Source organism: Nonomuraea sp. NPDC050680 (assembly GCF_040654555.1).
Taxonomy (GTDB): Bacteria; Actinomycetota; Actinomycetes; order Streptosporangiales; family Streptosporangiaceae; genus Nonomuraea.
On record NZ_JBFAIF010000018.1, the window covers coordinates 149,501 to 175,491 of the forward strand.

At 66.6% G+C, this 25,991-nt stretch carries 22 protein-coding genes and 2 tRNA genes; 11 read left to right on the forward strand and 13 right to left on the reverse strand.

Features of this window, described 5'->3' with window-relative positions:
* Positions 1–336 precede the first annotated feature (336 nt).
* Genes AB0H88_RS40160 through AB0H88_RS40170 form a run of 3 tightly spaced genes read left to right on the forward strand, consistent with a single transcriptional unit; the run spans position 337 to position 2,284 of the window.
* Entirely contained in the window at positions 337–1,815 is a 1,479-nt protein-coding gene (locus AB0H88_RS40160; protein ID WP_357653839.1) for an IS481 family transposase, read from the forward strand.
* Complete coding sequence (locus AB0H88_RS40165; RefSeq protein WP_357653815.1) at positions 1,722–2,150, forward strand: hypothetical protein; 429 nt, start codon at positions 1,722–1,724, stop codon at positions 2,148–2,150. The genes AB0H88_RS40160 and AB0H88_RS40165 overlap by 94 nt, the downstream gene beginning before the upstream one ends.
* Complete coding sequence (locus AB0H88_RS40170) at positions 2,114–2,284, forward strand: hypothetical protein (RefSeq protein WP_357653816.1); 171 nt, start codon at positions 2,114–2,116, stop codon at positions 2,282–2,284. Before AB0H88_RS40165 ends, AB0H88_RS40170 begins: the two co-directional genes overlap by 37 nt.
* A 69-nt stretch (positions 2,285–2,353) precedes the next feature.
* On the opposite strand, the gene AB0H88_RS40175 is transcribed toward AB0H88_RS40170, so the two are convergent.
* The 7 genes from AB0H88_RS40175 to galU all read right to left on the reverse strand — a co-directional run bounded on the left by AB0H88_RS40175 (position 2,354) and on the right by galU (position 6,977).
* Positions 2,354–2,427 (reverse strand) — tRNA-Ala (locus AB0H88_RS40175).
* Between the two features lie 49 nt (positions 2,428–2,476).
* Entirely contained in the window at positions 2,477–3,067 is a 591-nt protein-coding gene (locus tag AB0H88_RS40180) for a hypothetical protein (RefSeq protein WP_357653817.1), read from the reverse strand.
* Between the two features lie 124 nt (positions 3,068–3,191).
* Entirely contained in the window at positions 3,192–3,845 is a 654-nt protein-coding gene (locus tag AB0H88_RS40185; protein ID WP_225296541.1) for a GNAT family protein, read from the reverse strand.
* A gap of 56 nt (positions 3,846–3,901) precedes the next feature.
* Positions 3,902–4,381: a MogA/MoaB family molybdenum cofactor biosynthesis protein gene (locus AB0H88_RS40190; protein WP_357653840.1), complete on the reverse strand. Its 480-nt coding sequence runs from the start codon at positions 4,379–4,381 to the stop codon at positions 3,902–3,904.
* 55 nt (positions 4,382–4,436) lie between these two features.
* On the reverse strand, positions 4,437–4,904 hold the full coding sequence (gene moaC / locus AB0H88_RS40195; protein WP_225296114.1) for a cyclic pyranopterin monophosphate synthase MoaC: 468 nt from the start codon (positions 4,902–4,904) through the stop codon (positions 4,437–4,439).
* On the reverse strand, positions 4,901–6,088 hold the full coding sequence (gene glp, locus AB0H88_RS40200) for a gephyrin-like molybdotransferase Glp (protein WP_357653818.1): 1,188 nt from the start codon (positions 6,086–6,088) through the stop codon (positions 4,901–4,903). The genes moaC and glp overlap by 4 nt, the downstream gene beginning before the upstream one ends.
* Positions 6,075–6,977: a UTP--glucose-1-phosphate uridylyltransferase GalU gene (gene galU / locus AB0H88_RS40205; RefSeq protein ID WP_357653819.1), complete on the reverse strand. Its 903-nt coding sequence runs from the start codon at positions 6,975–6,977 to the stop codon at positions 6,075–6,077. Before galU ends, glp begins: the two co-directional genes overlap by 14 nt.
* Before the next feature lie 33 nt (positions 6,978–7,010).
* On the opposite strand from galU, the gene AB0H88_RS40210 reads away from it, so the two are divergent.
* From AB0H88_RS40210 to AB0H88_RS40220, 3 genes are all read left to right on the forward strand, one after another.
* Positions 7,011–7,571: a 5-formyltetrahydrofolate cyclo-ligase gene (locus AB0H88_RS40210; protein WP_357653841.1), complete on the forward strand. Its 561-nt coding sequence runs from the start codon at positions 7,011–7,013 to the stop codon at positions 7,569–7,571.
* A gap of 24 nt (positions 7,572–7,595) precedes the next feature.
* Positions 7,596–9,101 carry a potassium/proton antiporter gene (locus AB0H88_RS40215; protein ID WP_357653820.1) on the forward strand — a complete coding sequence of 502 codons (1,506 nt, stop codon included), beginning with the start codon at positions 7,596–7,598 and terminating at the stop codon, positions 9,099–9,101.
* Positions 9,102–9,169: 68 nt separating this feature from the next.
* A complete protein-coding gene (locus AB0H88_RS40220; protein WP_357653821.1) occupies positions 9,170–9,478 on the forward strand; it encodes an FmdB family zinc ribbon protein in 309 nt (102 codons plus the stop codon).
* Between the two features lie 6 nt (positions 9,479–9,484).
* Here the strand turns inward: AB0H88_RS40220 and AB0H88_RS40225 are convergent, their stop codons facing one another.
* Positions 9,485–11,467: a DHA2 family efflux MFS transporter permease subunit gene (locus AB0H88_RS40225; RefSeq protein WP_357653822.1), complete on the reverse strand. Its 1,983-nt coding sequence runs from the start codon at positions 11,465–11,467 to the stop codon at positions 9,485–9,487.
* A 109-nt stretch (positions 11,468–11,576) separates the two neighbouring features.
* Between AB0H88_RS40225 and AB0H88_RS40230 the strand changes: the two genes are divergently transcribed.
* Positions 11,577–12,383 carry an S-methyl-5'-thioadenosine phosphorylase gene (locus tag AB0H88_RS40230; RefSeq protein ID WP_357653823.1) on the forward strand — a complete coding sequence of 269 codons (807 nt, stop codon included), beginning with the start codon at positions 11,577–11,579 and terminating at the stop codon, positions 12,381–12,383.
* A 191-nt stretch (positions 12,384–12,574) separates the two neighbouring features.
* A complete protein-coding gene (locus tag AB0H88_RS40235) occupies positions 12,575–13,021 on the forward strand; it encodes an SAF domain-containing protein (RefSeq protein WP_225296098.1) in 447 nt (148 codons plus the stop codon).
* Between the two features lie 24 nt (positions 13,022–13,045).
* On the opposite strand, the gene AB0H88_RS40240 is transcribed toward AB0H88_RS40235, so the two are convergent.
* Entirely contained in the window at positions 13,046–14,074 is a 1,029-nt protein-coding gene (locus tag AB0H88_RS40240; RefSeq protein ID WP_357653824.1) for a D-alanyl-D-alanine carboxypeptidase family protein, read from the reverse strand.
* Positions 14,075–15,350: 1,276 nt separating this feature from the next.
* Between AB0H88_RS40240 and AB0H88_RS40245 the strand changes: the two genes are divergently transcribed.
* Positions 15,351–15,423: transfer RNA gene (locus AB0H88_RS40245), tRNA-Arg, on the forward strand.
* Positions 15,424–16,037: 614 nt separating this feature from the next.
* Positions 16,038–16,226 carry a hypothetical protein gene (locus AB0H88_RS40250; protein WP_357653825.1) on the forward strand — a complete coding sequence of 63 codons (189 nt, stop codon included), beginning with the start codon at positions 16,038–16,040 and terminating at the stop codon, positions 16,224–16,226.
* A 251-nt stretch (positions 16,227–16,477) separates the two neighbouring features.
* On the opposite strand, the gene AB0H88_RS40255 is transcribed toward AB0H88_RS40250, so the two are convergent.
* From AB0H88_RS40255 to AB0H88_RS40270, 4 genes are all read right to left on the reverse strand, one after another.
* Positions 16,478–17,404, reverse strand: a complete 927-nt coding sequence (locus AB0H88_RS40255) for a hypothetical protein (RefSeq protein ID WP_357653826.1) — start codon at positions 17,402–17,404, stop codon at positions 16,478–16,480.
* A gap of 612 nt (positions 17,405–18,016) precedes the next feature.
* Positions 18,017–19,045, reverse strand: coding sequence for a DUF6461 domain-containing protein (locus AB0H88_RS40260; protein ID WP_357653827.1), 1,029 nt, complete (start codon positions 19,043–19,045; stop codon positions 18,017–18,019).
* 60 nt (positions 19,046–19,105) lie between these two features.
* Positions 19,106–23,173 (reverse strand): Ig-like domain-containing protein, encoded by a 4,068-nt coding sequence (locus AB0H88_RS40265; protein WP_357653828.1) that lies wholly within the window; start codon positions 23,171–23,173, stop codon positions 19,106–19,108.
* 1,062 nt (positions 23,174–24,235) lie between these two features.
* Positions 24,236–24,544 (reverse strand): helix-turn-helix transcriptional regulator, encoded by a 309-nt coding sequence (locus tag AB0H88_RS40270; RefSeq protein ID WP_357653829.1) that lies wholly within the window; start codon positions 24,542–24,544, stop codon positions 24,236–24,238.
* 724 nt (positions 24,545–25,268) lie between these two features.
* Here AB0H88_RS40270 and AB0H88_RS40275 point away from each other — a divergent pair.
* On the forward strand, positions 25,269–25,706 hold the full coding sequence (locus tag AB0H88_RS40275; protein WP_357653842.1) for a DNRLRE domain-containing protein: 438 nt from the start codon (positions 25,269–25,271) through the stop codon (positions 25,704–25,706).
* Positions 25,707–25,991: the final 285 nt, after the last annotated feature.

Consider the following 25,991-nt stretch of genomic DNA (forward strand, 5'->3'; position numbering starts at 1 on the left):
GGCCCCGTGACCGGAGAAGTGCGCTCCCCTGTGATCAGATCTGTACCGTCGCACGGCGGCCCCTCCACTCGTCCGCGCCAGCCGTCCGGGGTGCTTTTAGCCGTCCGCCGGGAGCGCCAGCGGGAGGCGGCGGCGTTGCCGAGACGGCGGCGCGTGCGGCCCCCTCGGGGCCGCCTTGAAGACGTACAGAAAGTCTGCACAAGCAGAGCAGGAAGTCTGTGTCCTGTTCCGGTTGATGCTTGACACCTGAGCTTCGGTTGATGCTTTACACCCCTTCGGCTGACCTGCGTTCCTGAGTGATCGGTTGCGATCGTCTGGGAGGCCGGGTTGGCGCTGGTGGAGTTGAGCGTCATGGAGCAGCGGTATCGCGCTGTGCTGGAAGTAGAGGCGGGCTGTGCGGTGGTCGAGGTCGCCGAGCGGCATGGGGTGTCACGGCAGTCGGTGCATGCGTGGGTGCGCCGGTATCGAGCCGGCGGTCTGGCGGGGCTGGCTGATCGGTCGCATCGGCCGGAGCAGTGTCCGCATCAGACGGCGGCTTCGGTGGAGGCGATGGTGTGTGAGCTGCGCCGGTCGCATCCGCGGTGGGGTCCGCAGCGGCTGGCCTATGAGCTGGAGCGGCGCGATGTGACGCCGGTGCCGTCGCTGGTGACCTTGTATCGGATTTTGGTGCGTAACGGGCTGGTGGTGCCGGGGCGGCGGCGTCGGCCGCGCTCGTCGTATGTGCGCTGGCAGCGTGAGCGGCCGATGGAGTTATGGCAGCTGGACATCATGGGCGGGGTGATGCTGATCGATGGCCGGGAGTTGAAGCTGATCTCGGGCATCGACGATCATTCCCGGTTCATCGTGATCGCGCAGTTGGTGAGGCGCGCGTCGGCGCGGGCGGTGTGCCGGGCCTTCGCCGGGGCGCTGCGGAGGTTCGGGGTGCCGGAGGAGGTGCTGAGCGACAACGGTAAGCAGTTCACCGGACGGTTCACCCGGCCGCGGCCGAGTGAGGTGCTGTTCGAGCGGATCTGCCGGGAGAACGGCATCACCGCGCGCACCACCAAGCCACGCTCGCCGACCACCACCGGCAAGGTGGAGCGCTGGCATCGCACGGTGCGGGAGGAGTTCCTGGAGGTTCACGGGCCGTTCGAGGGTCCGGAACAGGCGCAGCTGGCACTGGATGCCTGGATCGAGGACTACAACACGGTGCGACCGCATCAGGCGCTGGACATGGCCACCCCGGCCACCCACTTCACCGGCCCGGCGGCACAGGCCGGCAAGCGCAGCGACGAGGAGCCGGCCTTGCGGCTTCCGGCCGACCTGGCGGCACTGCCCAGCGCACCGTCAACGCCTGGCCGCTCCGCTGCGGCGCCGAAAGCGCCTGCCGATCGCGGCGTGCCGGCGGCAGCGGTGCCAGCAGCGGTGCCAGCAGGGGTGCCAGCAGTGGCGCCAGCCGCGGTGCCGGTGGCGGTGGAGTTCGAGCGCACGGTGCCGCCGAGCGGCAACCTGGGCGCGTGCGGGCGTCAGATCTGGCTCGGCCGGGCAAGGGTCGGGCAGCAGGTGACGATCTGGGCCAGCAGCACCACCATGCATGTCTTTGCCGGCGATGAGCGGCTTAAGACGCATCCGGTGACGCTCACCCGGGCCGATCTGGGCCGGTTGATGGCCGACGGCGGACGGGCGGGGCGGCCGTCTCCGGCCACGGCGCTGTCTGCCGGGCCGTTGCCGCCGATGTGGTGGTGGAGGTCGACCGGCAGGTCAACAACGCCGGATGCGTCGGCCTGGCGGGCAAGCTGCTCAGCGTCGGCCTGCCGCTGGCCGGCAAGCGGGTGACGCTGCGGATCGACGCGCGCACCGTCCAGGTGATCGCCGACGGGGTGCTGGTGCGCACCAAACCGAGCCCGCTGGCTCCGGCCCAGCGTGGCAGGCTGCACGGCGTCCGCTTAGCGAGCAAACCCCCCGCCGCCGCCCCCGATGCCTTTCCGCAGGTGCAGCGGGTGGTGTCCAGCAACGGCAGCCTCAAGGTGGCCAGCTGCAAGATCCAGGTCGGCCAGGTACACCGGGGCAAGGTCGTCACCATCGTCCTCGAACAGAGTCAGCTGCGGGTGCTGTTCGAGGGCGAAACAGCTTCGTGTCGCTGCTCTCCGACGACGGCGGCCTTTCCATAGACGAGATCGCAAAGCTATGCGGACACGCCAGCACAACCGTGACCGAGACCGTCTATCGACACCAGATCCGCCCTGTGATCCAAACCGGCGCGCTGGCAATGGATCGCATCTTCGACGACATCGCGGACGTGTAGCCCGCCAGCATGTCACTCAGAAGATCAAAAAGGCCACTTCCGATGACTGGAAGTGGCCTTTGACCTGGGTGGAGATGAGGGGATTCGAACCCCTGACCCCTTCGATGCGAACGAAGTGCGCTACCGGACTGCGCTACATCCCCATGGACTCGACCAGATTAGCAAACTCCCAGCACTCCTCGCGCCACACATTCAGTCCCCCACCGCCCGCCGAGGCGGGTCCGCGTACTGATCGAACAGTACGTCCCCCTGCCGAGCCGCCAGGTCGATGATCTCGGCCTGTGCCTGTTCGGCCGCCAGCTCCGCCGCCCGCTGCTGCTCACGCAGTCGCCGGGTGCGGGCCGTACGGGCCTGGACCGCGCGATCGCGCCGTTCGCGGTCCACCTGCACCGCGATCCGGAGGAAGGTCATGTACGCCAGCATGATGACCCCGGCGGGCGCGACGCTCCACCAGGGGATCACCTTGACCGCGGCGGTGACCACAGAGGCGATCACGAGCAGGGCGGTGAAGAAGAGCAGTCGCCGGCGCCGGGCCACGATGATCGCGCGGCGCCTTGCCCGGAACTGCCGTGGGTCGACGCGTTCGAACTCGCCCGTGTAGTCCTCGGGCTGCTCCACCAGATCGTCGGGCTGCTGCGACAGGTCCGGCAGCTGGTGTTCGCCGGTGTAGTACTCCTCGAGTTCCACCAGCTCGGCGAGGTTGGTCTTGTCCCTGCGCAACCACATCGGAACCAGGACACACAGCCACATGACGACGATGGCCAGGTAGAGGAGGATGCTCACAGCCACCTCCGGGCATCACAAAGACGCCTACGTGCTGGCGGCGTCTTTGATGTGCTCACGTCACGCACCGTAAGACCGCGTGTCACTAATTGACGAGCATTCGGTGCGGTGTGTCGCGAGATCGTCAAACCTCTTCTACTGGAGACCCACCGTGAGCGGCTGACTCACGCGCGCGACGCCACTGTACGAGCAAACCCCCGGGTACGTCCTCGACGGTCAACGCGTAACAAATGTGGTCGCGCCAGGCTCCATCGATGTGAAGTTGGCGACGCCGTATGCCTTCTTCCCTGAATCCGAGCTTCTCAACCACCCTGCGGCTGGCTTGGTTCTCGGGGCGGATGTTCGCCTCCAGCCGGTGCAGGCCGGTGGTGAAGAAGCAATGATCGACGGCCATCGCGAGCGCGGTCGGGGTGATGCCCTGACCGGCCAGCGCGCCGTCGATCCAGTAGCCCACCTGTGCCGAGCGAGCCGAGCCCCAGACGATGGCGCCGATGGTCAGCTGTCCCGCGAACCGGCCACCGTGCGTGACGACCCACGGCAGCGCGAGGCCCTGCCTGGCCTCACGGCGCAGGGTGCCGACCATGGAGACGTAGGGGCCGAGACCCGTTCGGAACAGCGGGGTCTCCGGATTGCTGGGCTCCCAGGGGCGCAGCCACTCGGCGTTGCGCAGCCGCGTCTCTCGCCACACACGTACGTCGGCCAGCCGCAGCGGTCGCAGGCCCACCGGGCCTTCGTTGAGAACCGCTGGCCAGCCACGAAGTCGATCCACATCTCTCATCATCCCCCTATCGGGCACGATGTCGCCACGGATCAGCAGCGGTGACTCTCCGCGCACTAAGGGCGGGGGTGGTCGCCGCCCCGGATCTGATCGACCGCGTGCTGAAGGACGGGAGCGAGTACGGCCACACCATCCCGTACGCCTCCGGAGGATCCGGGCAGATTGACGATCAAAGTGTCGCCCGCCTGGCCCGCGAGACCACGGGACAGGATCGAGGTCGGCACTTTGTCGCGGTTCGCCTGGCGGATGGCCTCCGCTATCCCGGGAATCTCGCGGGTGATCACTCGGGCGGTCATCTCCGGCGTCAGATCGGTCGGAGTCAGACCGGTCCCACCGGTCGTCACAATCACCGCGTACCCCGCCGAAACGCCGTCACGGAGTGCGGCCTCGACCGGCTCTCCGTCGGGCACCACGATGGGCCCCTCCACAGCGCACCCGGCCGCCGAAAGCAACGAAACCAGGAGCGGTCCCGATTTATCGGCGTAAATCCCGGCTGATGCGCGGTTCGACACGGTCACCACCAGCGCCCGGATCACCGCACCCACAACCCGATCTCGCCGCCCACCTTCGCCGCCACCCGCACATCGAGGGTCACCGCGTCCACAACCCGGTCTTGCCGCCCACCTTCTCCTCCACCCGCACATCGGTGATCACCGCGGCCGGATCGACCGCCTTGACCATGTCGATCAACGCGAGCGCCGCCACGGACACCGCCGTCAGTGCCTCCATCTCGACCCCGGTACGGTCGGCCGTCTTCACCCGGCAGGTGATGGCGACCCCCCAATCCTCGACGTCGAGCGACACCTTGACCCCGTGCAACGCGATCGGATGGCAGAGCGGGATCAGGTCGGGCGTCCGCTTGGCGCCCATGATGCCGGCGATCCTCGCCACGCCGAGCGCGTCGCCCTTGGGCACCTCACCCGACCGCAGCAGTTCCACCACCGCGGCGGACAGCAGCACCCGCCCGGTGGCCGTGGCCGAACGCGCCCCGACCTCCTTGCCGGACACGTCGACCATGCGCGCGGCGCCCGTCTCATCGAGATGAGTGAACTCCGTCAAAACCGGGTCACCTCCACCACAGCCCCGGCAGGCACCTCGGTCACGTCCTCGGGTACGACGATCAGCGCGTTGGCCGAGGCCAGCGCGGCCAGCTGGTGCGAGCCCTGCCCGCGTACGGGCGAGACGGTGCCATCAGACGACAGCACACCGCGCAGGTACGACCGCCGCCCCGACGGTGACCGCAACGGCCCGCTGACCCGGGCTGAGACCGTCTCCGGCGGGTCCACGGGCAGGCCACGCATCTTCAGCAGCGCCGGCCGGACGAAGAGCAGGAAAGAGACGAACGACGAGACCGGATTGCCGGGCAGCGCGAAGATCGGCACCTGGTCGTCGCCCACGACGCCGAAGCCCTGCGGCATGCCGGGCTGCATCGCGACCTTCTCGAAGTTGACCGTGCCGAGCGGAGTGAGCGCCTCTTTGACCGGTTCGTAGGCGCCCATCGAGACGCCGCCGCTGGTGACGATCGCGTCGGCGCGGATGAGCTGCGCGTCGAGCTGGTCGAGGAAGGCGGCGGGGTCGTCGCCGACGGTGGTGGCGCGGAAGCCCTCGGCCCCGGACTCGCGTACGGCGGCGGTCAGGGTCACGCTGTTGGAGTCCCAGATCTGGCCTGGGCCGAGGGGCATGCCGGGTTCGACCAGTTCGGCACCGGTCGACAGGACCACGACGCGAGGGCGCGGCCGTACCATGACGCGGCGGCGGCCCACCCCGGCGATGATGCCGAGCTGCGCGGGCCCGATCACCATGCCCGGCTTGAGGACGACTTCACCGGCTTGTACGTCTTCGCCCGCCCGGCGGATGGCGTTGCCGGCCGGGGCGGCGCGGTCGATCGTGACGGAGACCGTACCGCCGTCCGTCCATTCCACCGGAACGACGGCGTCGGCGCCGGCGGGCAGGGGCGCCCCCGTCATGATGCGGACGGCATGCCCGGGACCGACCGCCCGCAGCTCGCTCGACCCGGCGGCCACGTCGTCGATCACCGGGAGGGTGACCGGGGCATCCGCGACATCCTGGGCACGTACCGCGTAGCCATCCATGGCCGAGTTGTCGAACGGCGGCAGCGGCACCGGCGAGGAGACCTCCTCGGCCAGGGTCGTGCCCAGAGCCTGCTCCAGGTCGAGTTCGAGTGGGGCCAGCGGACGCACGGTAGCCAGGATCTCGGCCAGGTGGGCGTCAACTGATTTCATCGAGGAACTCCCGCAGCCACGGCACGAACTCGGGCGCCAGGTCGGGCCGGTCGGCCGCGAACTTCACGACCGTACGCAGATAGTCGAGTTTGTCGCCGGTGTCATAGCGGCGGCCGCGGAACAGCACGCCGTGAACCGGCCCGCCCTCCTCGGAACCGCGCGCGGCCAGCGTGCGGAGCGCGTCGGTGAGCTGGATCTCGTTGCCGCGGCCCGGCGGAGTGTTCTCGAGCACCTCGAAGACCGCCGGGTCGATCACGTAACGCCCGATGATCGCCCAGTTGGAGGGCGCCTCGTCCACCGCCGGCTTCTCGACGAGGTCGGTCACCCGTACGACGTCGGACTCGGAGGTGGGCTCGATCGTGGCCACGCCGTACAGCGAGACCTGCTCCTTGGGCACTTCCATCAGCGCGATCACGCTGCCGCCGTAGGTGCCCCGCACCTGGATCATGCGTTCGAGCAGCTTGTCACGGTAGTCGATGAGGTCGTCGCCGAGCAGGCAGGCGAACGGATTGTCGCCGACGTGCTGTTTGGCGCAGAGCACCGCGTGCCCGAGCCCCTTCGGCTCGCCCTGCCGTACGTAGTGCAGGGTCGCCAGCGAGGCAGGGTCGCGGACCTGGGACAACCGATGCTCATCGCCCTTGGCCTCCAGCACCTCCTCCAGCTCGAACGCCCGGTCGAAGTGGTCCTCGATCGACCGCTTGTTCTTGCCGGTGACCATGAGGAGATCGAGGAGCCCGGCGGAGGCCGCCTCCTCGACGACATACTGGATCGCGGGCTTGTCGACGATGGGCAACATCTCCTTGGGTGTCGCCTTCGTCGCTGGTAGGAATCGGGTGCCCAGACCTGCGGCGGGCACGACGGCTTTCGTCACAGGGTCGAAGTCAGCCATGAGTAGACCCTAGTGGAGGTATCTGTGGACAAGATGAAACTGCGCCGTGAGCTGCTCTCAGCGCGTAGCTTCCTCTCCCCGGAGCAATTGCGGATAAACGCCTCGAAGGTCCGCGAAACACTGCTCGATCAGCCGTGGGCGCAGATGGCCGGGCTGGTGGCTTGCTATTGGTCCGTCGGATCGGAGCCGGGGACGCACGGGCTGGTGTTCGCGTTGTGGAAGCACGGCGCGACCGTGATGCTGCCCGTGCTGCGGGAGGACGACGACCTCGACTGGGCGGTTTATGACGGTCCCGACACGCTGGCGCCCGGCCGCTTCGGGATCATGGAGCCGGTCGACACCCGGCGCGGCGTCGACGCGGTCCGCACGGCCGCCCTCGTGATCGTCCCGGCTCTCGCCGTGGACAGACGGTCAGGGGTACGGCTCGGCCGCGGCGGCGGCTCGTACGACCGCGCCCTGTCCAGAGTGGGGCCGAACGTCCCGACTGTCGCCCTTCTCCATGACGGTGAGCTGATCGACGACGTGCCGGTCGAAGCGCACGATCAGCAGGTCCGCTGGGCGATCACACCCAGCGGACTCACTAGGCTTATGTGAAGGAAACACACAGGAGGGGGCCAGATGACGCTAGATGTCTGGCTTCTTCTTGGTGCCGCGATCGTCATAGCGGCCATCGCCTCCGTACGCATCGCGCATCGCAGCGGCCTGCCCAGCCTTCTGCTGTTCCTCGGCCTGGGCCTGGTTCTGGGCGAGGCCGGGTTCGGCATCCAGTTCGACAATCCGGAGCTGGCCCAGCAGATCGGCCTGAGCGCGCTGGCGGTGATCCTGGCGGAGGGTGGTCTGACCACGAACTGGAGCCACGTGCGCCGCTCGGTGCCGCTGGCCCTGATCTTGGCCACCCTGGGCGTGGCGGTCAGCATCCTGGTGGTGGCGGTGGCCGTACAGGGGCTGCTGGGGTTCGGCCTGAACTCCGCGCTGATCCTCGGCGCGGTGCTGGCCTCCACCGACGCGGCCGCCGTGTTCTCGGTGCTACGGCGGCTCCCCCTGCCGCCGCGTCTGGCCGGCGTGCTGGAGGCGGAGTCGGGCTTCAACGACGCGCCCACGGTGATCGCGGTGGTGCTGCTGAGCGGCGCCACTCACTCACCCCCGTCTCTCGGCGCGTTCCTGCTGCGGACCGGGACCGAGCTGGTCATCGGCGCGGCGGTCGGCCTGGCCATCGGACCCGCCGGCGCGTACGCCCTGCGCCGCGTCGCCCTGCCCGCCTCGGGCCTGTACCCGATCGCCGTCCTGGCGCTGACCTTCGTCTCGTACGGCGGCGCGGTGCTGCTGCACGGCTCCGGCTTCCTGGCCGTCTACCTGACGGCGCTGATCCTGGGCAACTCGCGGCTGCCGCACCGGGCGGCGACCAGGGGGTTCGCGGAAGGGGCCGCCTGGCTGGCGCAGATCGGGCTGTTCGTGATGCTCGGACTCCTGGCCGATCCCAAGGAGATGCCGTCGGCGATCGTGCAGGGCCTCATCGCGGGAACGGTCCTGGTGCTCCTGGCCAGGCCACTGTCCGTGATGGTCAGCGCGCTGGCGGCCCGGCTGCTGCGCCTCGGCCGGACGAACTGGCGCGAACAGGCGTTCCTGTCATGGGCCGGCCTGCGGGGCGCGGTCCCCATCGTGCTGGCGACCATCCCCTGGGCAGCCGGGGTCGCGGGCTCGAAGGACATCTTCAACGAGGTCTTCGTGATCGTGATGGTGTTCACGCTGTTGCAGGGGCCGACGCTGCCGTTCGTGGCCAGGATCCTCGGCGTGGCCGCCCCCGGAGAGGCGCACGACCTGGAGGTGGAGTCGGCGCCGCTGGAGGAGCTGAAGGCCGACCTGCTGCAGATCAAGGTGCCGCCCGGCTCCCAGCTGCACGGTGTCGAGATCTTCGAGCTGCGCCTGCCGGCCGGGGCCGCCGTCACCCTCATCGTCCGCGACGGCAGATCGTTCGTACCCTCGGCCACCACCCGGGTCCGGTCGGACGACCAGCTCCTCGTGGTCGCCACGGCGGCCTGCCGCGACGAGGTCGAGAGCCGCATGCGCGCCGTCAGCCGCCGGGGCAAGCTGGCCGGATGGTACGGAGAACGTGGTTCGGAATAGACGTTTGACCTAATCGGTTACCATTAGCAGTCGCATCGCTCGAGTGCCAGAACTTGAAGGAGGAGCGCGTGCCGACCTACCAGTACGCCTGCAACGACTGCGGTGAGCAGCTCGAAGTCGTTCAGAAGTTTACCGACGATGCGCTGACCGTCTGCCCGGCCTGCGAGGGGAACCTGCGCAAGGTGTTCTCCGCCGTCGGGATCGTGTTCAAGGGATCGGGCTTCTACCGCACGGACAACCGGGCCAGTTCGACTGGTTCGTCCTCTTCGTCCTCCTCCAACGGGAAGTCGAGCGAGAGCAAGCCCGCCGAGTCCAAGCCGGCCGAGTCGAAGTCCACCACGACTCCGGCCCCCGCGGCCGCTTCCGCGACCTCCTAACGCCCTTTACGCTGCGCCCTTACGCTGCCTCGTCTGGCGTGGGCAATCGGCGTTGTCGCCGAGCAGGGCCGGGGCGACTCGTTCGACGAGTTGCTCCAGCTGGGGGTTCGCGCCCCAGTCCGCGACGAGTCTGCTCAATCCCTCACTCGAGCACCGCAGCAGCCTCAGCGCGGCCCGCTGTCCGTCTTCTGTGAGCCTCAGCGAGTCGCCGTCCGGCGATCGTTCGACAAGGCCGTCCGTTATCAGCTGGTTGGTATAGGGGCGGCCTTGTTCGCGACTGACGTTCGCCCGCTCCGCCAGGTCCGCGGCCTTGACCCAGCCCTCGCCGCCGAGCCTGGCCACGATCCAGACGCCCTGCGGTGGCACGCCGGTCAAACCGGCCAGGTCTCCCAGCCTCGCGTAGAAGCCCCTGCGCAGGTTGGCGTCCGCCAGGCGTACGAGACCTCGCTCGACCTCGGCCAGCGACGACCGCTCCGCCGACGTGGCGCCCAGCCCCTCGCCCAGATCGGTCGCCTTGGTCGTCTCCCTGAGGCGTTGCTGCGGAATCAGCCAGCTGAGCAGGAAGGCGACGAACATCACCGGCGCCGCCACCCGGAAGACGGCGGCGATCGCGTCGGCGTACACGTGCAGAAACGCAGCCACGAGGTCGCCCGGCAGCCGCTGGATGGTGGTGGGATCCTGCTGGACCCGCGCCGGATCGAAGCCCGGCGGCAGCCTGGTCCTGGCCAGCAGCTCGCGCAGATCGGCGTCGAGCCGGGCGGTGAAGACCGCGCCGAGCGCGGCGACGCCGAACGAGCCGCCGATCATCCGGAAGAACGTCGCCCCCGACGTGGCCACACCGAGGTCCTTGAAGTCGACCGCGTTCTGCACGATGATCACCAGCACCTGCATGGTCATCCCCAGCCCCACACCCAGGACCAGCAGGTATAGACCCAGCGCCGACAGGCTCGTGTGCTCGGTCACCATGGAGAGCAGGAACATCCCGACCGTCGCCACCCCCGTGCCCGCGATGGGCAGGAAGCGGTATCTGCCGGTCCTGGTGATGATCTGACCGCTCACGATGGACATCGTGAACATCCCCGCCATCATCGGCAGCAGATAGACCCCGGACAGCGTCGCGCTGACCCCGTGAACCACCTGCAGATAGAGCGGAAGGTACGCGAGCGCGCCGAACATCCCGAACCCCACCACGAACCCGACGAACGCCGTCATCGAGAACGCCCTGATCCTGAACAGCCCGAGCGGCAGAACCGGCTCGGCCGCCCTTCGCTCGGCGAGCGCCCACCCGGTGAGCAGGGCGACGGCCGCCACCGCGAGCCCGATGATCACCGGACTCACGGCGGCGCCCCCGGTGGCGATCAGGACCAGGCAGGACGTGGCGCCGCCGAGCAGCACGACGCCCATATAGTCGATCTTGTGCTTGGTCCGCGTCTGGTCCCCCGGCAGCGCCGTGGCGATCACGAACAGCGCGACCGCGCCGATGGGCAGGTTGATGTAGAAGACCCAGTGCCAGCTCAGATGGTCGACGAACAGACCGCCGAGCAGCGGCCCCACGATGCTGGACACCGCGAAGACCCCGCCGAAGAACCCCTGGTATTTCCCCCTGTCGCGGGGCGACACGACGTCGCCGACGATCGCCTGGGCCAGCACCATGAGCCCGCCGCCGCCCAGGCCCTGGATCGAGCGGAAGAAGATGAGCTCGCCCATGTTCTGACTCAGGCCGCAGAGCGCCGAGCCGACGAGAAAGATGACGATCGCCGCGACGAACAGCCTCTTACGGCCGAACTGGTCGCCCAGCTTGCCCCAGAGCGGCGTGGAGACCGTCGAGGCGAGCAGGTAGGCCGTCACCACCCACGACAGCTGCTCCAGGCCGCCGAGGTCGCTCACGATCGTCGGCAGGGCGGTGGCCACGATCGTCTGGTCGAGCGCCGCGAGCAGCAGACCCAGCATGAGCGCGACGATGATGAAGACGAGGCCCTTTTGCCGCATGCGAAGATACTACTCTTCGCACTTGTGTGCTAACGCAACGAAGTAAGTTATCCACAGAACGTCATTCAGGCCCTGCTCCCCCTCCACCAATGCCGCTAATCTCGGCGCCATGCTCACTCGTGCAGATATCGGCGTCATCGGCGGCTCGGGCTTTTACTCCCTGCTCGACGATGCGGAGGAGATAGAGGTCGCCACCCCTTACGGGCCACCCAGCGACGTGGTCACGGTCGGGCGGATCGGCTCGCGCCACGTGGCGTTCATCCCCAGACACGGGCGGGATCATCGCTTTCCGCCCCATCGCATCCCCTACCGGGCCAACCTCTGGGCGCTGCGCTCACTCGGCGTCCGCCAGGTGCTCGCGCCCAGCGCCGTGGGCTCGCTCCAGGTCGAGCACGGGCCGGGCGCGATCGTGATCCCCGATCAGCTCATCGACCGTACGTCAGGACGAGTCCAGACCTTCTACGACATCGATGGCGCGGCGCACGTGTCCTTCGCCGACCCCTACTGCCCTTCGGGCCGCTCCGTGGCCGTGACGGCCGCTCGGGCGGGCGGCTGGGCCACGGTCGACGGCGGCACCCTCGTGGTGATCGAGGGCCCGCGCTTCTCGACCCGGGCGGAGTCGCGCTGGTTCGCGGGCAACGGGTGGACGATCGTCGGCATGACCGGCTTCCCCGAGGCGATTCTGGCCCGCGAGCTGGCGCTCTGCTACACGTCCCTGTCGCTGGTGACCGACCACGACGCCGGGGTCGAGGCCGGCGAAGGCGTGACCCATGACGAGGTGCTGGAGTTCTTCGCCCAGAATGTGACGCGCATGCGGACCCTGGTGGCCGCAGCCGTGCAGGCGCTGCCGAATGAGCGATCGTGCCCATGCGGGTCGGCGCTCGACGGCATCAAGCTCCCGTTCGAGCTGCCGTGACCGGGAGCCCTGCGGGTGGCTGGCCGCGGCTCGCACGCCCCGGTTCGCCGGGGCGGCCTGACCGGCTCGGAGGGCACGGCGGATTCAGGGGGCTTGGGCGTCGGCGACGGCTGGTCGCGGCGACGGTGACCGGCATCGGCGTCCTTTCCGCATATATCGCCCTACGCCCTACTCACGCCCCCTCAGTACTGGTGGCGACCCATGACCTCTCCCCCGGCATCCTCAAACCAGGCGACCTCCGGCCGGCCGCCCTCAACCCACCCCCGTCCGGCGCCGTCCGCTCAGGCGCCGTCGGCCGCGTGCTGGCCGGGGCCATGCGCCGCGGCGAGCCCCTCACCGACGTACGCCTGCTCCACTCGCTCCCGCTGCCACCCGGCACCGTGGCCGCACCGGTGCGCATCGCCGACTCCGACACGGCCCAGCTGATCGCCCCGGGCTCGACGATCGGCGTCCTGGCCGCCTGGGAGGGCCAGCCGGCCCAACTGGTCGCCGACGACGTCACCGTCGTGACCATCCCCAAGGCCGACGACGACCACGGCGCCCTGATCGTGCTGGCCACCACCCCGTCACAAGCAAGCCAGTTGGCCGCCGCCCAGGCAGGCGGCCGGCTGTCCATCACCATCAAGCCACACCCGTAGCAACCGTCCCGAAATGGACTTCGCCTAGAGAACCGAATCCTTCTTGGGGTCGTACTCCCAATGCCACGGCTCAAACGGGCTGCTGTAGGCCCAGGACGGATGGAACCACCCATACTTCTTGGAGTTGTTCTCCATCCAGACGAACTCCACCGACCGGAACCGCTCCACCCCACCACAAAGGTCAACGGCCAGCCCGAGACCGTGATTGCTCCGCCCAGGCACCGCCGCGAACCCCGGCCGCCGATAGTAAACCGACTGCTGCTCAGCCAGGCTGCGGTACGCGTCGGTCACACACATCTGCTTGCCGAACCGCTTCCGATAGGCCTCATTCAAACTGACGAAGGCGATCGTCGCATCAGCCCTGAGGCTCTGCCCCTTCTGCTGCAAGGGGCACAACATCGCCTTCGGGATCAACCCATTCGGATAGGAGTTGGCCGTCGCCGCCCGCAACGGATTGCACCCCAGCGCCGCCCGCCCCACCTTGTCGACCTTGATGCCCATCTTGACCAGCGCCGCGGTCAACGACTTCACGATCTTGTCCGACCGCTGCCTGAGCGTGTCGATCTCCACCGCCATCTGCGCCTCGGCCAGCAGATTCGACGCCCGCAACTCCTGCGCCTCCCCGGCCAGCCGCTCGGTCTCCTTGTAGAGCGTGCTGGTCTGCTCAACCACCTGCTGCCGATTCGCCACGATATGAGAGGTGTTGGTCATGGCCCGCAACGTATCCGCGTTAGCGTCACCGGACAGGAAGGGCGCAATCCCATCACCCCCGACGGGCTGCTCGTACAGCAACTCCACCATCTGCGACACGGGCTGCCGGATCACGGCAAGCTTCTTCTCCGCCTCCTGCAGCGCGTTGAGCTTGCCCGTCAACGCCTTCTCAGAGGCGGCGATGTCGCTACGACGCTTGTCCAGCGCCTTGGTCGCGTCCTCAAGCTCCTTGGCCGACTTCTCGGCCTCCTTGCGGAGCTCGGTAAGGGTCGCCGGATCCCGCCGCCGTTCGGCGTGGGCAGGCGTCGCCGCAGGCAGCACGACCAGGGAAGTCATGGCCATGACAACCGCGATCAGACCCGCTGACCGAGGGGATGGCACCGTCGACTCCTCCGTTTGCAACTCTGTTACCAGGGTCCGGCACGCACGTTACTACAGCCCTTCGAGTGCCCGGACCGAAGTCAGAAGAGCTGTTATGACCGCCAAAGACCCACTTTGTACTTCCAACTGCCTTCCCGGCAGCCTTCATAGGCTTGTCGTCCCAGGTAGGACGGGTACATCACGGACAGACCCACCCACCTGTGCGGCCGGTGCATCGCTGATGGGCATTTGGCCCACCGGGGGATGTGATGACCCCGGCGGTCGGGTGTGGCACACATAAGGGTGCGTGGCGGGGCAGGCGACTGCCGCACTACTCATGGTCGGATCAACGCGCACTCGGTTTCACGGGCAAGTGGGTTCACGGGCGAGCGGGTTCACGGGCGAGCGGGTTCACGGGCGAGCGGGTTCACGGGCGAGCGGGTTCACGGGCGAGCGGGTTCACGGGCAAAAGGCATCAAGCAGGCCACCACCACTCCCAAACATCCACCTCCCCTCCTTCGCTTCCACCCTCACTTCCGCCTTCGTTCCCTCCCTCGCTTCCCCCGTCGGCCACCTCCCGCTTGGGCTCGGTCACCACACGCTTGGGCTCGGTCACTTCCTGATTGAGCCCTGCCACCTCTCGCTTGGAGCCAGCCGCCTCCCGCTTGAGCCCGGTCGCCTCCCGCTTGGGCCGCCGCCCATGCTCCCGACAAGACTTCCAAAGCCACGTATCCGCCCACTCCCCTGCACACTCCCGCTCCGTACGCACAGGCTCAGCCTTACCTCGCTCCACGACGACAGGCGCCGGAGGGGGCGCCACCCCCTCCGCCTCGTCCTCCTGCGGCTTCGGCTTCGGCGCGGCCTCGCGCACAACCGCCGGCACCACCCCCTCGTACCACCGCTCAGGCCGAGCAGGCGCAGGCATCAAAACCGGCTCAAACCCCACCCATCCCCCAACCCCAGCCCGCATCCCCCGCTGCGCCGCCGCCTCCTCATAGCCGGTGAGCTCCCCCGCCAACAACCCCCCAGCAAGGATCCCCGGCGCCAACACGGCCGCAATCAACACAACAGGCCGCCTACGCACCTGACTACGTCGCCTTCTGGTCACAGACCCGACGCTATCGACGCGGGATGCGCAACAATCTGATCGCTTGCCATGCCTTTACTGCAGCTCAGAGCACCCATGACCCACCCCGCCAAACTCACCGCCGCCCCGCGTCCCACACACTGCCGTAGTTTCGCTAGGCTTACGGGGTCCGCCTCCGTAGCTCAGGGGATAGAGCACCGCTCTCCTAAAGCGGGTGCCGCAGGTTCGAATCCTGCCGGGGGCACTCACCTGAACAAGCATTTCATCCCCTGACCTGCGGTTTCGCTACTGCAGGTCTTTTGCTCGGTGGACCTTGATAGGCAGCCGAGAGCTCCCATACGCAGCCGTATGACCATGATCAGGGGACATATGGGGGATGATCTTGGCGGCATTTCCCAGGTCAGGTGCCGATCTAGGGATTACCCAGGGCTGCAGAACGCCCACGGCCGCCCGACCGTGGAACCACGACCGTCACTGACATGCCTGCCAGATCGACATCATCGACGCCAACGCCATCAGAATGGCCAACCTGCAAAGATCATCATTGCCCGTCCTAAGCAGCGGCCGATTGATCAAATCTCCCCTCAGCAGCTCACCACCCGCAGCGAGTAGGCGCCACTGGCGCATCCCAGGGCCAGAAATGTCCTCGCCCAGGACTTTGGCTCTTGTACGGTCACCCGTATGAACGGGCAGCACCAGCACGATTTGGTGACCGCAGTGAACACACTCACCGCCCGATGGGTGAAGACCGGTTGGGTGGAGCGGTCGTGATGGCCAGCGCAGGCGCCTGGCCGCTGCTGGCCCACCTGGCATCGGCCGCCGAGGGACAAGGGCGCAGGAAACTGCAGTGCCGTCGGGATGGACGCCGCCACCGCCTCGCAGACAGCCCAAGCCGTACTGGCGATCATGGACAGATCCGCGGCGATCCGGTCGACACTGGGCTTGTGGTCCCGGCCGAACCTGCCCCTGCATCCGGCCTGGATCACCACGCTTCCCGCAGGCATGTACGGCGAACTGACCTCAGACCCCACCGCCGACCAACTCTGACTCGACACCTGGGCCAAGGAGCAGACCTGCGGGCTCATCCCCGCCATGCCCCCAGCTGACCGACCGCGTGCTCCTTATCCTGGCCATGGCGTTGACCGTTCGCACCACGTGGCTACGCCCGTTCACCGACGACATCACCCTGTTCGAGGCCGACCTGTGGGCCGGACGTGAGATCCACGTCCTACGCCGCAGCACCCACATACTCGACAGCACCGAAGTCACGGCCGGAAGCCCGTTCGTTCGCTGGAGTCCTACACTTCGCTCGACGAAATCAACGCCGCGCTGGCCTGCATCGGTCCTGACGCTGGCTGCAAGGGCTGAATGAGGTCAAGGAGCGGATTGAGGTCGGGAATCGCGGTACCTGGTGGGACGGTCCACCCCCACTCCCGGTTGTCGCTGTCCCACGACTCTTCCAGTTGCGGAAAGGGGTTGATGAGACCGAGCTCGCTCGGCAGACCTGGGATCTTGGCCGCGAGGCGGGGCACCCGCTTGTTCCAGAGGTCGATGACCAGAACGTTGTAGCTGCCGGGGCGTTGGAATGCGATGTAACCCTTGTTCATCACCTTTTGCCAGGCGAGTCCGCGCTCTTCCACCGCTTCCGCTATAGCCTCGACGAGGAGTCGGCCGACCTCGATCCGCTCCGGAGGGATGCGCAGTTCTTCCGCGTAGCCGGCCCAGGTCCAGTCCGAGCGGATACGGGCCTGGCGTGCAGCTTTGATCTGGTCGTTGGGCCGGACGATCACGTTGAAGTTCGGTGCGGGTGAAGAATCACCGATGCGTAGCGCTTCGACTTGTACACCGAAGAAGCCCACGCCCTCGATGGTGTTCTCATTCAGCCATGCCAAAGCTGCTGCGTGCTCGTCGGTGATGGAGTGAGCGACCCAGATCACGTACTGCGCCTGAATACCAGCGCAGTACGTCAACAATTGTCCGAGATGCGTATGGTCAGTTTGATCGAGCTGATTCTCTACGGCGACAACTCGCCCTTCGGCGTCCTCTAACAAGAGGTCCAGGGAATATCTGCCCACCGGATACTCACGCTGCTTCAACACCAGTGCGAGCCCGACCGCCTGACCGAGTACATCAAGGTTCTCGGCCAACCACGGTGTGAAGTCTGAAGCCTCGTTCGGCCATACATTTCGCAAGGGCACCGGTTCCAACCGCCCGATACTCACCATAGATTTGTCCTACCATCAAATGGTGATCGAGCTCAAGTTTCCGCAGATTCTTAAGCTGTGCATCACGCGCGGACGGGTTAAGTCCGCCAGCTACGGAAGTCGCCCACGCGCGAGACAGTGAGGCAGGGCCCGGTACCTTTGCGCGGGGAACGCGACACGGCCCTATCCGGGCGACGTCCGTCTCCAGGACCATCCCCGCGTGCAGGAAAGCGCCCTCCAATGGAAGCGCGACCAGGCCCCGGGAGTGGCACCATTGCCGCACGCGCGGGAGTACAAGGGTCGACGAGCGGGAGGACACCACAAAGATCATCACCTCGGTGGTGACGCACCGGGCCTGTCGCAGGAGGCAGGTCCGCTGCTGGTGAACCTGCCGCTGACCCTTTGCACGCTGCCAGTCGCGAGTTGGCTGAAGGAAATCCTCACCATCCATCCGGGCACGTCGGAGGTCCATGCTCGTCCACAACGGGCCCAAGACGACTCTGATGCGTGTTGACGACCGCCTGCGCGTCACGCCGTCCCCGGACGCTGATGGGCGACCCAAGGCTATTCTTGAATCCCGCCTGCCTGGGAGCTTGACTAGCCAGATCCGAGTCACCCACTCTTCAGCACTCTCTAGGGCGAAGAGCGGGTGATACGGCGCAGACATCGGTCCATGAGGACGATGACGGCTTTCTGGTCGTCGGTGAGATGCCCCATATAGGCGTGATCCGCGACTGCGCACGCGGACCCAATAAGATCGTCTCCCAGCGCGTCCAGCAGTACGTTCACTGCCCGCAGGCGCAGCGCCTGCTCCTGGCCGGTGCCCTTTACGAGGTAGTCGCGCAGCGACGCGACCTGGCGGCGGAGTTCCTTGCGTCGCATGGCGTCGTCGTCGCGCAGGGTCTCCAGCGCCTCGTCCACGGTGGGGTGCAGCAAATGCGAACCCTTCACCACCGCCATCACCATCAGGTATCTGATGCGGGCGACCTTGCCCGGTGAGGGCTCATCGATGATCGCCCGGATCTCAGGATCGTCCAGCACGTGGTGATCGCGGTACCGCTCCGGGACGATGTCGTCGGGGAGGGGATCCTCGACCAGCAGGCGCGTGAGGCCGTCACTCAGAAGCCACTGTTCCGTGAGCCGTTCACCAGTAATGTGCTCTGTCACTAGAAGAGCGGCGGCCCGGCGCGCGAAGAGATCTTCGGCGTCAGCCGAGTCGATGATCGCGTCGGCGTCTCCAGGAAGGCGGCCAGATCGGGCAGACGGGGAGGCCGTCGTCCGAACGGCTTTCAACTCGCCGGCGGCGGCGTAGCCCAGACGGTCACCTTGCTCGCTGTCGAGCAGAACGCTCACCGCTCGCCCACGAGCCGATAATGCCCGCAAGACTTCGGGTCTCGCGCCTTCGCATCCGTTCGGTTCGACGATAAGCGTCCAGCTACCGATCGTCCCGGCGACCAGAATAGGCAGAACACCGGGGATATCCGCGTTGTACTGCTCAACCTGGGCATCTTCCACACTCATATGTTCCGCTGCGGCAAGGTCAGCACCGAACGCGCGCGCCACCTCATCCAAACCGGTCAGCTCGGACCATGTCAGGCATGTCGGATCAGAAAACCACACCGACACAAGCGTCCTATAGTGATCGAAGTCGTCTTCCCGCATGCCTCATCGTCCATCGTGAGGAGCCGGCGGACGTCCTAGAACGCCCACCGGCTCGGTTCTCTACTGCGCGGGCTGCTGCCCGTCATGGATTTTCACATAGAAGGTGTCTCCGGGGAGCACCCTGTATCGCTGCCAGAAAATGCTCTGAGTTGACCCCGCCGCGCAGTTCGCGCATACCGAGATCAGTTTGACCGAGAAGTCGAAGAAATTATTCGCCGCCCCTTCCAGCGTGGAGGCGAAGGGATACTCGTCACAGTGCTTGCCGGTGGCCTCGAACCAGCCCTTGCCGAAACGGGTCTCGCATTCGGCCTTGACGTCCTGCCTATTTTCGTATTCCACATCGCCCGCGTGATTCCCGGGCCAGGCTCGGGTGAGGGGAGTCGGGCTCAGGGGATTCTGGATGATTCGGTCGGGGCTGCCGGGAATCTTCTTTCCGGAGGTCATCGCCTCCCTGATGTGTATCGCGTGGTCCTTGGCTTTGTTCGTGATATCCCTGCCCTTGTACCTCAGCTTGTCAGCGGTACTCAGCCCAAGCGTTGGGGTGATCTCATCGAAGATACACCCTCCGTAGTACATGAGAATGAGTTCGGAGGTGTCACATCTGACGGCCTTCTTGATGGCGCCTACCTCGTGAGGCTTGTTGTAGATGTACTCGTCGTCTTCTTTGGTGAGTGCCCCGTCGTAGTAAAGGCTGGGAATCAGCGTGCAGGTTGCCACGCGTTTCGCACCCGCAGACGCCAGTTTGTCGGAGGTGAATCGGAAGTGGTGCTGATAATTGTTCCAGTTCTGGAAGGTGCGGCTCACAGTACTGTTGTCGTGACCGGGCAGCGGCTTGCACGCGCCGCCGGGATCGCTCTTGACATCGAAGCCGACCGCCAGCTTTGAGTTCTCATACATGGCGGCGGAGTCGGGCCAGTTGCGGTTGGGCGTCACTTGATCGATAATCACCCAAACTTCAATGTTTCTGGCGCCAATCTCTGCCGTCGCCCTGGCCGCGGCCTTTTGGGCCTCCGTCATGCCCTTCCGGTCGGACACCTTGTTGCCGACGGCAGTTCGGATGGCATAACTGAAGCGCCATCCCACGAACCCTGTAGTCGCCTTGACCTCGATTACTTTTCCTTTGGGGCCCGCCTCGCGATTCTGACCCATATACCAAGACCCGCACCAATTGAACGAGTTTTTGGTGAAGCCGCCCGGCTGGGAGGCCCGGTTCGCGTTTTTCCAACACTCGGCGAAGTCGATCGGATCGTACGGGAAGTCCCCAGGAGCAAGCATGGTCTGATTGCCCCCCAGAACGACATGCGCCGAGGCGGAGGTCTTCGCGGGCCCTGGAGCCGCGGCGGAGGCAATGGCCAGCTGGTTCCACGCCGTCCATTCGCCTGTCTCGGCCCGGGCACGCCAGCGCACCTTCAAGCCGCGGGTCAGCTTGCCGCTGGGCACTTGTATGATTTCCACCGAGCTGCTCGAGGTCTTCGCGGTGCCTGACCAGATCAATCCTGTGCCCTGTGAGCGGACCTGCGGATCGTGTTCAATCTCCACCTCGACCGTGGCCGGTCGCTTGTGTGTGTCGCTCACCTTGACCATGAACTGCGGTGTCGTGGTGGGCGTGATGGCGCTTGCCGCGTCCGTTGTGAGCGAGCGCGTCCACGCCTTGCTCACTGATGGCCCGGTTCCGCGCGCCCCCGCGGTGGCTGCAGGACTGGCCGCCTTCTGCGATGAGGCCAGGAACGGGCCCGTCCCGAACCACCACTCGTAGGGCGCCGCCATAGCGTTGCCCGCATTGTCCTTGGCTCCCTCAATCGATGCCCGGTACCAGAGGTCCAAGGGCTCTCCGGGGGTAAAGGTGAGCACCGTCTTGTCGGCGTTCATCGTCACGTTGCCAGGAACTTGCGTCCCCTCGAAGATGTCCTCGAGCACGAACGAAGCGTCCGCGACTGGTTCGCTGAATGTAATTTTGACCTGGGCGTCGGATGCTACGTCCTCGGCTCCGTCGGCCGGCTCCACTTGGAGAACGGTCGGTGGGGTGCGGTCCGGGTCGGGAGTGGGCGTCGGGGTGGGACCGGGTCCGGCGTCGTCGAGGTAGGTCACTTTGAGAACCGGTGGGTGCGGCTCCAAGCTTTCGGATTCGGCGGCATCGAAGCCGCGGTCGTACGGCGGGGCGTTGGCCGACTCGTCGGCGCCTCGCAGGACGAGACCGTGGTCACTCTGATTGGACGCCCATGCCTGCACGATGTTCGTCACCGACCAGGTCCAGGCGGCGTTGCTCGGCGGCGCCTCCTCGTCGCAGTCCGCTGGGTCTGTGGCCGTCGTCTCACCCGCACTCGTGGCCGCGGGCTGGTTGCTCCACCGCAGGGTCGTAGCGTCCCAGGCGCTGGTGATGCGCTGCACCTTGATGCCCGAGCCGGCGCCCCCGCAGCCGTAGGAGTCGCCCTCTGAGTTCCACAGCTCCAGTCTGGCGTCCTTGACCGTCTTGCCGGCTAGGGCCGAGGAATCGAACTTGAGGTACGTCCGTTCGATGGTCCTCGGCTCGGTCACGCCGTAAGCACCGCTCCAGAGGGTGGGACCCTTAGGACCGATCGAACCTTGGTTGTCGATCCACGTATCGGCCTGCAGCGGCAACGTGATCGTGATCGGGGTGGGATCGGGTTCGGCGCCGACAGTGAACGACCATGTGTGCGGAGCCTGCATCTGGTTGTCCGATGTGTCCTTGGCCCCGCTCACTCGTGCCGTGTACACAGCCCCTACCGTGAGGGGCGCTGTCGGGGCGAGCGTTACGGACCGACTCACGGCATCCATTGTGACCCCGCCCGGGACCAGCGTGCCCGCAGCATCGGTCAGCGCAAGCCGGGCGTTGGAGACCCGTTCATTGAACGTCGCCGTCACGCGAGTGGTCGCGGGCGCGTTTGCCGCCTGATCGGCAGGGTCGGTGCTCACGACCGACGGCGCGGTCGTGTCGGCCTCCCCCGTGGTGAACGTCCATGAGTAGGGGGACATGGTGTTGCCGGCGATGTCGGTTGCGCCGGTCACCTCTACGGTGTGCACCGTGTTCGCAGCCAGCCGCTGCGCAGGCGTGAACGTCGCGAGCGTGGCCTCGGGGTTCGCGGACAGCGTCCCCGCAACCGCCGTCCCGGATGGATTTTTGACGGAGATCTGCGTATCGGCCACCCGCTCGTTGAACAGGACCACGACAGGCGTTCCTGGGCTGACATCCGTGGCGCCTGCGCCCGGTATCTGCTCCTGGACTTTCGGCGGCTGATCGGGAGTGGGGTCTTCTTCGTCCCAGGTCTCCTCGTCCAGCGGCAGCGAGCCTTCCGGAAGGATCTCGAAGGGACTCTCGGCTGAGGTCCTGACCGCTGCGGCCTCTTCGGTTGTCGTGGCCGGCACGTCGGGCTTCACAGTCGAAACCTGGGTCACCATGGCGGCTGCTTGCTCGTCGGTCAGTGACTCGAGATTGATGGGCGAGCCGGAGACGAGGGTGTACTCCTCCACGTACCTGGGCGCCGGAGTGTATTCGATCATGAGAGTGGGTGGGTGGCGGTAGCCCGGGTATGGGTCGCCGCCGTATTCGCTGGAGTAGTACTGGCGCCAGTTAATCGTGGCGCTCTCGCTGACGGCCTGGAGCACCACCCCGTGGTTGGGCTCGTTCCGCTCGATCCAGGCGCGGGCCATGTTGGTGATCCGGTGCACCAAATGCTCTTCCTTGGTGCACCAGCTGGGGGAAGGGGGAACGGCCTCGTAGTTGTAGCCGGCCTTGTTGCCGCTCTCGCCCTCCACGTTGCCGAGCGTGGGCTGTCGCGACCAGCTCAAGGTGGAGGTGTCCCAGGAGGAGGTGATGCGGCGCGCTCCGATGCCGGACCCGTCCATCGGATCGCCGCAATTCACGTTGTTGGGGCCGCCGGACTTGTAGTTCCACACCCACAGGTCTGCGTCGACGACGGTGGCGCCCTCCAGTTCCGGGGCCTCGGTGTTGAACTTCAGGTACACGCGGGCGACGTCGGCGCTGGTGGAGGTGGTGCCGGCGCGCAGCCATCCGGCGGCGGCGTTGTTGGTGCTTGGGCTGTTCTTGCTGACCCATGCGTCGGTGGGGATGCCGCCGCCGAACCATTCCGAGGCGGCCGCGATCGTCACCGGGTAAGTGACCCGCCGGGTCGGCCAGGAATGCCTCATCCGGGCTGAACACCAGCTGCGACGTCGTGCCGGAGGTCTCAACGCGCGGGGTGACCGGTGAGCTCTTGCCCTCCTCGGGGCCGGCCTCCACCTTGGCGTCCATCGCGGTGAGCACGATCGGCGAGGCCTTCGCCTTACCCTTGGCGTCCTTCAGCTGCGGCAGGCCCTCGGGCGTTGTGCCGAACGAGGTACCTTTGGGCAGTGTGAGCGGCAGCCGCACGGTCACCGGGCCAGCTGGCTTGCGCCGGAAGACCACCTGGGAGATGAAGCCGTCGGCCTTGGCCTGTACCACCAAGTCAACCCCAGACGCGACGGCGTCAGGGTAGGTGATCGCATTGCCGGAGATCTTCGGTTCTGGCAGCGCCCGGGTCACGCCCAGGCCGCTCGTACCCTGCTTGCCATCCGCCGACACCAGGTGCTTGGTGCCGCGTCCGCCGAAGGTCAGCGGGGTCTTAACCCGCGCGGCCTGCAGTTTGCCGTCGCGGGTCACGATGCGGGTGTCGATGGGTTCCCAGGCACCACTGGCCGGGTTCTTGAGCTGGACGGGCCGGTTGTACAGCTCGGCACGCAAATGCTTGCCGTCGGGGTTCGCCCAAACCTTCATGGTCTCGGTGAACCGGGCCGGAATTTCGACGGGTTTACCGGACTTGGCCGCCTTCTCCCAGACGCTCTTAAGGGCTGGATCCGAAGTGACGCCGGGTTTTGTTGATACGGAAGTTGGGGTGGGGGATGGCGTGGGACCCTGGGCGATCGCGGGCGCACTCATGAGCGAGAGCGGCAGCATCAGAGCTGCGGTCAGGGTAGCGCGGCGGCGCGTCCGGGCGGATAAGCCGGACGCTGATCGGCGTGTGTTCACTCACGACCTTTCGAACAGATGTGTCACAAAACAGGCCAATCGTCACATGAGACCGCGCTAAAAGCAAAGATCGTTTTCAGTAACGGGAACGAGATGCTCCGTGATCACCAGACGTGATCCACTCGCCAGCCCGGCTGCGATCCGCTCGCCCCTCGACTTAGCCGATCTCACCGGAGCGCGAGCCGGAGCCCTGGAACAGCGGCGTGCCTGGCGTCGAAGTTTGTTGTCTCGTGCCGGTACGGCTGGCCGGTCAGCTCGACAACCTCCACCCCGAGCACCTCGGCGAGCTGCCCCACGACGCTCATCCGATCCAGCGGCAACCACCCGTTCTCCAATTTTGACAACCAGGAGCCAGACCGGCCGACCTTCTCAGCAGGGGGGCTTGACCCGGTTGCGGGTATGCTCCCCGCGCACGCGGGGATGGTCCCGCCGTGATCAAGGTCGGTGTCGCCTCTCACGCCGTGCTTCCCGCGCACACGGGGATGATCGTCCGCCCGGCACCGCCACCTCCGAAGCCTTGTGCTTCCTGCGCACGCGCGGAATGACCCAACAACAGCAGGTGGCGAACCCGTCTCGAAAGGAACTAGCCCTCAAGGACTGAGCGTTCCCTCACGAGGCCGAAGGGTGGTCTCAGCTCGGTGAGCTAAACCGGCTATTTGATAACGCTGCAACAATCCGTATGATCTGCGGGTGCCAAATACATGCGCAACGACCTCCCACCAACTCTCGCTTACCCCTCTTGAACTGGTAAAACGTCACGCATGCTCGCCTGACTCCTAAAGCGGGCGCCGCAGGTTCGAATCCTGCCGGGGGCACTCACCTGAACAGGTATTTCAGCCACTGACCTGCGGTTTCTCACGCAGGTCTTTTGCTTCGTAGACCTTGATAGGCAGCCGAGGGTGCCCGCATGCAGCCGTAAGACCATGATCAGGGGACATATGCGGGATGATCTTGACGGCGTTCCTCCAGGTCAGACCCTAATTTTGGGTCATTCAGGCCTCCAGCAACCCGCTACGACCGCCCGGGCCTGCGACGAACACAGTCGTTGATCGTGCCAAAATACGCGCGTAAAGATCGGCTTCGAGGGCCCCGCTCAGGTGGGGTGACAAACTACTGGCCAGCCACGCCACGCTGGGGCGGATGACGTCGGCGTAGACCAGTGCCAGCAGTCCGGAACCGAGACCTGCTCGCTGTGGCTTCCTGCCGTGGTCGCCTCCCCAGGCCAGGGGCGGCCTCCAGGTCCGCCGGGTGACCGGCGCCTGGGACGCCAACAATCTCTACTGGGCGAACAAGCCGGCCGCCACCACCGAGGACGCGCAGATCAACAAGGCCGGCTACGACCTGGCTTGCTCCGACGGAGCCCAGCGCCTGGAGTGGAACGTCACCGGCATCGCCCAGGACTGGGCTGCCGGCGCCGCCGACCACGGCCTGGTGGTGCAGTCCCCGTCCGAGGGCAGTACGACCATGGCGTTCCACGGGCCCCATACCACCGTGGCCGGCGGCTTCTACATGGATGGTGGCTTCTCCGCCAATGAGACGATCCGCCTCGCCGACTCGCGCGTGGAGCGCGAACTGAGCCTGAACTGTGCTCGCCTGGACAACCCGGGAGGCGATGCACTGCAAGCCGACGAGTTATAGGTCGAAGGGACGATCGAAGCGCACAAGTTGGTCGCCCGCGGCCGAGTCGACCTTTCCCTGGCCCGCATCAGCGGCTCCCTCCGGCTGGCGGGTGCCGACTTGGCCGCGCCTGGCGCCGTCGCCCTGGGCGCCGACGGCCCCTACATCGCGGGCGCGCTATCGTGCGTGCCCGTGGTGGAGGCGGCATGCCGTGTCAACGGCCAAGTGCGTGTCGCCGCTGGTGGCCATGTAGAGGTCCCCATCTCTTCGTAGTTGACTACTTCTTGATCAAGCGTGCTGGTGTCC

Bases quoted from the DNA above. Each gene is read 5' to 3' on its own strand.
- AB0H88_RS40185 (WP_225296541.1), bottom strand. From the start codon at position 3,845: ATGAGAGATGTGGATCGACTTCGTGGCTGGCCAGCGGTTCTCAACGAA.
- glp (WP_357653818.1), bottom strand. From the start codon at position 6,088: ATGAAATCAGTTGACGCCCACCTGGCCGAGATCCTGGCTACCGTGCGT.
- galU (WP_357653819.1), bottom strand. From the start codon at position 6,977: ATGGCTGACTTCGACCCTGTGACGAAAGCCGTCGTGCCCGCCGCAGGT.
- AB0H88_RS40210 (WP_357653841.1), top strand. From the start codon at position 7,011: ATGAAACTGCGCCGTGAGCTGCTCTCAGCGCGTAGCTTCCTCTCCCCG.
- AB0H88_RS40215 (WP_357653820.1), top strand. From the start codon at position 7,596: ATGACGCTAGATGTCTGGCTTCTTCTTGGTGCCGCGATCGTCATAGCG.
- AB0H88_RS40225 (WP_357653822.1), bottom strand. From the start codon at position 11,467: ATGCGGCAAAAGGGCCTCGTCTTCATCATCGTCGCGCTCATGCTGGGT.
- AB0H88_RS40230 (WP_357653823.1), top strand. From the start codon at position 11,577: ATGCTCACTCGTGCAGATATCGGCGTCATCGGCGGCTCGGGCTTTTAC.
- AB0H88_RS40240 (WP_357653824.1), bottom strand. From the start codon at position 14,074: ATGGCCATGACTTCCCTGGTCGTGCTGCCTGCGGCGACGCCTGCCCAC.
- AB0H88_RS40250 (WP_357653825.1), top strand. From the start codon at position 16,038: ATGGACGCCGCCACCGCCTCGCAGACAGCCCAAGCCGTACTGGCGATC.
- AB0H88_RS40255 (WP_357653826.1), bottom strand. From the start codon at position 17,404: ATGGTGAGTATCGGGCGGTTGGAACCGGTGCCCTTGCGAAATGTATGG.
- AB0H88_RS40260 (WP_357653827.1), bottom strand. From the start codon at position 19,045: ATGCGGGAAGACGACTTCGATCACTATAGGACGCTTGTGTCGGTGTGG.